Origin of the sequence: Prosthecobacter sp. (genome assembly GCF_044373815.1) — a bacterium.
Taxonomy (GTDB): Bacteria; Verrucomicrobiota; Verrucomicrobiia; order Verrucomicrobiales; family Verrucomicrobiaceae; genus Prosthecobacter.
Window position 1 is genome coordinate 1 of record NZ_JBIPNG010000444.1, and the last position, 5,531, is coordinate 5,531.

5 protein-coding genes are annotated in these 5,531 nt (G+C 59.3%); 3 read left to right on the forward strand and 2 right to left on the reverse strand.

Going from position 1 to position 5,531, the window contains the following annotated elements:
- Positions 1-333: 333 nt before the first annotated feature.
- Both ACIREA_RS25525 and ACIREA_RS25530 read right to left on the reverse strand, forming a co-directional pair.
- Complete coding sequence (locus ACIREA_RS25525; protein ID WP_397385147.1) at positions 334-1,392, reverse strand: NAD(P)-dependent alcohol dehydrogenase; 1,059 nt, start codon at positions 1,390-1,392, stop codon at positions 334-336.
- A 13-nt stretch (positions 1,393-1,405) separates the two neighbouring features.
- On the reverse strand, positions 1,406-1,816 hold the full coding sequence (locus ACIREA_RS25530) for a cupin domain-containing protein (protein WP_397385148.1): 411 nt from the start codon (positions 1,814-1,816) through the stop codon (positions 1,406-1,408).
- Between the two features lie 136 nt (positions 1,817-1,952).
- On the opposite strand from ACIREA_RS25530, the gene ACIREA_RS25535 reads away from it, so the two are divergent.
- The 3 genes from ACIREA_RS25535 to ACIREA_RS25545 form a co-directional block, all read left to right on the forward strand.
- Positions 1,953-2,963 (forward strand): LacI family DNA-binding transcriptional regulator, encoded by a 1,011-nt coding sequence (locus ACIREA_RS25535; protein WP_397385149.1) that lies wholly within the window; start codon positions 1,953-1,955, stop codon positions 2,961-2,963.
- A gap of 151 nt (positions 2,964-3,114) precedes the next feature.
- Positions 3,115-4,227, forward strand: a complete 1,113-nt coding sequence (locus ACIREA_RS25540) for an efflux RND transporter periplasmic adaptor subunit (protein ID WP_397385150.1) — start codon at positions 3,115-3,117, stop codon at positions 4,225-4,227.
- 16 nt (positions 4,228-4,243) lie between these two features.
- Positions 4,244-5,531 (forward strand): efflux RND transporter permease subunit (locus ACIREA_RS25545; protein WP_397385151.1); only part of this gene is annotated, 1,288 nt, incomplete at its 3' end.

Sequence of the window (5,531 nt, forward strand, 5' to 3'; positions counted from 1 at the left end):
AGTGCGTGGTGGGGTGTGGTGGCCGGGTTGGGGGGGGAAGCGGAGGCGCTGGACGACAGGCAGGAGTGCCTATCGTACCAATGAAAACGCGGTGCTTCTGGGAGGAAGCACCGCGCCCCGGAGGGGCTGTGGATGGAGAGGTGTTGGGCGGCGTGGCGCGCTGGTGGTCGGGCGGGCTTTCGCCACACACGACCTACGATGGGTGGGCGTGGGCTGATGGGGAGAAAGGGGGCGCTGATCGACAGGCAGGAGTGCCTATCGTACTTCCCAAGAAAAACGCGGTGGGTCCGAGAGGACGCACCGCGTAGAGAGAGGAGATATAGGGCTTTGTGTTTACTCGGATTTCAGGGAGGCCATGTCGATGGAGAAGCGGTATTTGACGTCGCTTTTGAGGAGGCGTTCGTAGGCTTCGTTGATCTGCTGGATGGGGATGATTTCGACGTCGGAGGTGATGTTGTGGGTGCCGCAGAAGTCGAGCATTTCCTGGGTTTCGGCGATGCCGCCGATGAGGGATCCGGCGAGGCGCTTGCGACCGAAGAGGAGGCCGAAGGCGGAGACTGGGAGGGGTTTGTCTGGTGCGCCGACGAGGGTGAGGGTGCCGTCGATTTTGAGGAGGTTGAGGTAGGCGTTGATGTCGTGATCGGCGGAGACGGTGTCGAGGATGAAGTCGAAGCTGCCGGCGTGCTTTTGCATGTCGTTGGCGTCGGTGGAGATGATGACTTCATCTGCACCGAGGGCGAGGGCGGACTCCTTCTTGTTGGGCGAGGTGCTGAGCACGACGGTGTGGGCACCGAAGGCGTGGGAGAACTTGACGCCCATGTGGCCGAGACCGCCGAGACCGACGACGCCGACTTTTTTGCCTTTGAGGTCGCCCCAGCGGCGCATGGGGGAGTAGGTGGTGATGCCGGCGCAGAGCAAGGGGGCGACACCGGCGAGGCTGAGATTTCCGGGGACGCTGAGGACGAAGTGCTCGTCCACCACGATGCTGGTGGAGTAGCCGCCGTAGGTGACGGGGGCGGTGCCGTGTTTGTCGGGCGAATTGTAGGTGAAGGTGGAGTGGGGGCAGAACTGCTCAAGATTGGCCTGGCACTGGGGGCAGGTTTGATCGGAGTCGACGAGGCAGCCGACGCCGACGATGTCGCCGCGTTTGTGTTTCTTCACGGCGGAGCCGACCTGGGTGACACGGCCCACGATTTCATGACCGGGGACGCAAGGGTAGGTGGTGGGCACGGCGCTCCACTCATTGCGGACCTGATGGAGGTCTGAATGGCAGACGCCGCAGAAGAGGATTTCGATTTCGACATCGCGATCGGTGGGGTCGCGGCGAGGGATCTGGAGGGATGCGAGGGGCGAGGTGGCGCTGGAGGCGGCGTAGGATTTGGCGGTGGGCATGATGGGAGGGTGTTTAGGAGTTGGGTTGAATGGATTGATATTGCTCGTCGGTGACGTGTTCGAGCCAGTCGACGACCTTGCCGTCGAGGCTTTCCTGGATGGCGATGTGTGTCATGGCGGTGGTGGGCGAGGCGCCGTGCCAGTGCTTTTCGCCGGGCGGGAACCAGACGACATCCCCGGGACGGATTTCTGCGATGGGTCCGCCGAGGCGCTGCACGCGGCCGCAGCCGGAGGTGACGATCAAGGTCTGTCCCAGCGGGTGGGTGTGCCAGGCGGTGCGGGCGCCGGGCTCGAAGGTGACGATGGCACCGGCGGCGCGTGCTGGTGATGATGGCTGGAAAAGTGGATCGATGCGCACCGTGCCGGTGAACCAGTCGGCCGGGCCTTTGCCGGAGGGTTGTGAGCCGTTTCGTTGGATGTTCATGGCGAGATTGCGGGGTGTAACGTTTGGAGGGAGCTCGGTGGCTGGGTCATTGTGCGAGTTTTGTATTGAAGAGATGCGAGACCGCGACTGCAACACCGACATTGGATTCAATGAGTGAGCCTGTGTAGAGTGCGGGATGGCACGCGCTTCTTTGAACGACATCGCCCTCAGGCTCGGCATTTCCAAGATGACGGTCTCGCGCGCGCTGCGTGGGGGAAAGCATGTGGAGGCGGCTTTGAGGGAGAGGATTGTACAAACGGCGGAGGAGATCGGCTACCGGCCTGATCCTGAGATCGCGAAGCTGATGACGCACATGCGGCGCACGCGACGAGTGGCCGCGCCGCTGACGCTGGCTTTTGTGTGGGCGGAGCGGAGTTCGCAGGAGATCGAGCGTTCGTCGTGGTCGCAGCAGCTGGTGCTGGGGGCGCACCGGCAGGCGGCGAAGCTGGGCTTTCAACTGGAGGAGTTTCATCTGGCGGCGCGGGGGATGACGGCGAGGCGGCTGTCTGACATTCTGGAAGCGCGTGGGATTCCGGGGTTCATTCTTTCGCCGCTGGTGTCGCGCAGTCGTGGGCATGTGTCGATGGCGTGGGAAAAATTCAGCAGTGTGGTGATCGGCATGGGGTATGCACGGCCGCAGCTGCACCGCGTGCATCACCATCACTATCTGGGCATGATGACGGCGCTGCGGATGCTGAAGAAGCAGCGTTATAAACGGATCGGCTTTTATTGCGGCAGCACGATCAATGAGCGGATGTTTCGAGCGTGGTCGGCGAGTTTTCTGGCGCATCATCCGCTGGCCAAGCCGGGAGAGCTGCTGGCGCTGCGCAAATCGCTGAGCCGCAATGATTTCCTGCAGTGGCTGCGCATGGCGAAGCCGGATGTGGTGATCGATGGAGGCCATGTGGTGAAAGACTGGCTGGCCACCCTACCCTCCTCGCGCAGGCCGGACCATGTCTCGCTGGGCTGGCGGGCGGACATGGCGGAGGTGGCCGGGATCGACCAGCAGGCGGATGTCCTCGGTGCGGCGGCGGTGGATCTGCTGGTGACGCAGTACCAGCAGAATGAACGGGGCATCCCTGAGGCGCCGAGGATTGTGATGACGGAGGGCGTGTGGAGACCGGCGAGGATGGGTTTTCATGCTTGAATCTTATCCCATTATATTACTCATTTTATTTATAGATGTGTAGCGCTTATCATTTCCTTTGAACGCTAACACTGGTGTCGGGGGTGGGGGCTAAAACCCCTTGAGGAGGGTATATGAATAGACCGGGGTCTGTGGCTTCTTATGGCCAAGAATGGAATTACTGCATATCGCTTCCCAGAAATCACTGCTTTATGCTGGCTTGGCGGCCAGCCTCCTGTTTAGCGGCTGCCATCACAAGGAGGCTGAGCATGAGGAGAAGGAGGAGGAGGCTCAGATGATCCTGACCACCCCCATCAAGCGAGACACGATCGTCACGCGTGAATATGTGTGTCAGATTCGCTCCTGCCGCAACATTGAGCTCCGTGCGGTGGAGCGTGGCTACCTGCAATCCGTCTTCGTGAAGGAGGGCCAGCTCGTCAAGGAAGGCGAACCCATGTTCAAGATCCTGCCGCTGGTTTACCAGGCAGAACTGACAAGCGCCGAGGCCGAGGCCCAAGTTTCCAAGGTTGAGTATGAAAACACCAAGAGATTGACGGACAGCAAGGTGGTGTCTGACAAAGAGCTGGCCATTTCCAAGGCCAAGTGGGAACAAAAAGTGGCGGTGGTGAACCTCGCGCAGGCGCACCTCGGCTTCACCAACATCAATGCGCCTTTTCCGGGGCTGATGGACCGCCTGCACCTGCGGAATGGCAGCCTGGTGGATGAGGGGGATCTACTGACAACCCTGTCTGACAACAGCGAGATGTGGGTCTATTTTAACGTCCCTGAAGCCGAGTATCTGGATTACATGTCTGAAGAGCAGCCGGAGGAGAGAAAGAAGGTCGAACTGATGATGGCCAACGGAAAGACTTTCAACCAACCAGGAAGAGTCAACGTCATCGAGGCGGAGTTTAACAATCAAACCGGCACCATTCCATTCCGCGCGGATTTTCCGAATCCGGACCGCCTGCTCAGACACGGCGAGACGGGCAACATTCGCATGAACAAAATGGTCAGGGGTGCGCTGCTGGTTCCACAGAAAGCGACGTTTGAGATTTTGGACCATCACTATGTGTTCATCGTGGGAGCGGATGATGTGCTGGTGCAACAGCGCATCCATATCAGCGAGGAGCTGGAGGATGTGTTCATCGTCAGCGATGGTTTGACAGAGAAGGACAAGATCGTTCTCGAAGGAATGCGGCAAGCCAAGAGCGGAGAGAAAGCAGTGTATGTTTTCAAGAAGCCCGAAGAGGCTTTCAAGGACATGAAACTGCATGCTGAATAATTATAGGATTTGACCCATGTTTACGAAGATTCTGCGCCGGCCAGCCCTGGCCATTGTTATCTCACTGATCATCCTGTTCCTCGGGGGGCTTTCGATGATCACCCTGCCGATTTCCCAGTTCCCTGATGTGGCGCCGGTGTCGGTCATGGTCACCCTGGACTACCCGGGAGCGAGTGCGAAAGTTCTGGAAGAGTCCTGTTTGATTCCACTGGAGCGCTCGATCAACGGGGTGCCCAACATGAAGTACATGACCTCGGACGCCACGAGTGCGGGGGAGGCAACCATTCAGGTGATCTTCCACATGGGGACCGACCCGAACCAGGCGACGGTGAACGTGATGAACCGAGTCAACCAGGTGATGAGCCGTCTCCCTCCGCTGGTGCAGCGCGAAGGCGTCATCGTGAACAACCTGACGCCGAACATGCTGATGTATGTGAACCTTTTCAGCACGGACAAGAACGCGGACATGCAGTTCCTGTTCAACTACGGCTACATCTATCTCATCCCCGAGCTGAGCCGTATTCGCGGCGTGGGTTCCGCCAAGATTCTGGGCACCCGGCAGTACGCGATGCGCATCTGGTTGAAGCCGGACCGCATGCGAGCCTACAACGTCTCGACGGAGTCGGTGATGCATTCACTTTCGGAGCAGAGCTTGATCGGGTCTCCAGGGCGAATCGGGCGAGCGGACAGCAAGACTTCCCAGTCGCTGGAATACGTGCTCACTTATGTGGGCCGATACAACACCGTCGAACAGTATGAGAACGTCATCCTGCGAGCCACGGAAGACGGTGAGCTGCTGCGCCTGAAGGACGTGGCCTCCGTGGAGCTGGGCAGTGAGTTCTACGATCTCTATTCAGACCTCGACGGACTGCCCTCCGCGGCCATCGTGATCAAGCAGAGCTTCGGCAGCAACGCGCACGAAGTCATCAAGGAGATCAAGGAGAAGCTGGTGGAGATCAAGGAGAAGACGTTTCCGTCAGGAATGGACTACAAGATCAGCTACGATGTGGCCAACTTCCTTGATGCCTCGATTGAGAAGGTGCTGCATACACTGATCGAGGCCTTCATTCTGGTGGCACTCGTGGTGTTTATTTTCCTCGGAGACTGGCGTTCCACGCTCATCCCGACGCTGGCGGTGCCGGTTTCGCTGATCGGCGCGTTCTTCCTCATGCAGATGTTTGGGGTGACGATCAACCTGATCACGCTCTTCGCGCTGGTGCTGGCGATCGGCATCGTGGTGGACGACCCCATCGTGGTGGTGGAGGCCGTGCATGCGAAAATGCATGGGACTAACATCACCCCCT

Coding starts and splice junctions, on each gene's coding strand:
- ACIREA_RS25525 (WP_397385147.1), bottom strand. CDS start 1,392: ATGCCCACCGCCAAATCCTACGCCGCCTCCAGCGCCACCTCGCCCCTC.
- ACIREA_RS25530 (WP_397385148.1), bottom strand. CDS start 1,816: ATGAACATCCAACGAAACGGCTCACAACCCTCCGGCAAAGGCCCGGCC.
- ACIREA_RS25535 (WP_397385149.1), top strand. CDS start 1,953: ATGGCACGCGCTTCTTTGAACGACATCGCCCTCAGGCTCGGCATTTCC.
- ACIREA_RS25540 (WP_397385150.1), top strand. CDS start 3,115: ATGGAATTACTGCATATCGCTTCCCAGAAATCACTGCTTTATGCTGGC.